The organism is Corynebacterium sp. HMSC064E07 (genome assembly GCF_001815745.1).
GTDB classification, from domain to species: Bacteria; Actinomycetota; Actinomycetes; order Mycobacteriales; family Mycobacteriaceae; genus Corynebacterium; species Corynebacterium jeikeium_D.
In genome coordinates, this window is the sequence record NZ_KV821804.1 from 1 (window position 1) to 1,289 (window position 1,289).

The 1,289-nt window shown below is 56.6% G+C and carries 1 protein-coding gene; it reads right to left on the bottom strand.

All coding sequences use genetic code 11. The annotated features are described in order from the left end of the window. Nucleotides 1-1,085: IS1249 family transposase (locus HMPREF3053_RS01980; protein WP_070767184.1), on the bottom strand; the 1,085-nt coding region annotated here is incomplete at its 3' end. Nucleotides 1,086-1,289: the final 204 nt, after the last annotated feature.

A 1,289-nucleotide genomic window follows, 5' to 3' on the forward strand; every position in this document is an offset into this window, starting at 1 on the left:
TAGAAGGCTGGTCGTCCTGTTTCGTGGTCGGCTTTGTTGTGGTCTTCTGGGACAAGATCGTTGACTTTGGCGAGTTGATCTTGTCCGTAATTGCACTGCCTGGCGATCTTTAGCGGGTCGTCAGGCAGCTGCGTTTTCGAGTGCAGGTACCACTCGAGCATTTTGCGTTGGCGCTCCCCGGACCTGCCGCGATGCGCGTCGGCGATGCGTTTGAGCTGGGCGTTGACGCCGCCTTCCAGACTGTTGGTTGTTGATGCCCAGCGCTGTGGTTCGAGTGCTTCTGGTGGTGGCTGCAGGTAGGTAAACAGCCAGTTATTGCGCGATAGGTGCAGCAGTGAGTTGTATGCCTTGCGAACTCGCAGGTGGGTCCATTCCCACTGGTTGTTGAGGGTGCGGCGTTCTTTGGGGAGGGGTGTTTTTTCGTTGAGGAATGCTTTGAATACCTGTCCGAAGTCATGCAGGCGCAGCGTCCACTCCCGTGCCTGGTCGAGTGTGGTGATACGGGTCAGTTTCAACGCCAGGGCGTAGATAGCTTTGCCTGCGTCGGTGCGTGGACGGCTGGTGGTGTAGCGACGGACCACGCGTTGGGCATGGACAAGGCAGCGTTGGATGCGGGTGGTTGGCCAGCAGGTTTTGATTGCTGAGTAGGCGCCTTGGCCACCGTCGAGGACAACGCATAGTGGTGGGGCGATGTTTTTGAGTAGTTGGGTGTAGGCGTGGGCGGTTTCGCGTTGTGTCCAGTGCCATGCGATGACGTGGTCGTGGCTGGCTGCCACAAGTAAGCAGCCAGCGTCGGTGTAGGTGCCGTCGATGAAGATTTGGTCGTAGACCCGGTTGGGATCGGGGGTGTTAGGGACATCGATAAGCCACAATGAGGTGAACCGGCGGTCGAGTGTGCGCCGGGAGACATTCAAGGTGTCGGCCACCTTGGTTAAAGAAGCAGTGCCGGTGACGTAGGTGTGAAACGCTTTGAAATCCCGGGTGTGGGTCTGATCGGGGCGGTGTCGTGTTGTTGAGCATCCGCAGTCAGGGTTTTTGCATCGCCACCTGGTTGTCCCTTTGGTTGTGGTGCCGTTTTTCTTCATTTGCCCAGCGCATATAGGGCATCGGGGTCTGTTTGGAGTCACCCAGAAAGACAACCAGGCCCCTGTTACCACATGCAGGAGCCATTCCGGTGGATTGAGCAAGAAACGGGCCTGAATAAGGTCTGGAACCTTATATAAGCCCGTTTTATGCGGCCTGACCAGCAAATAGGCTGAAAATCAGACACACTTTTTGTCACTTAACCC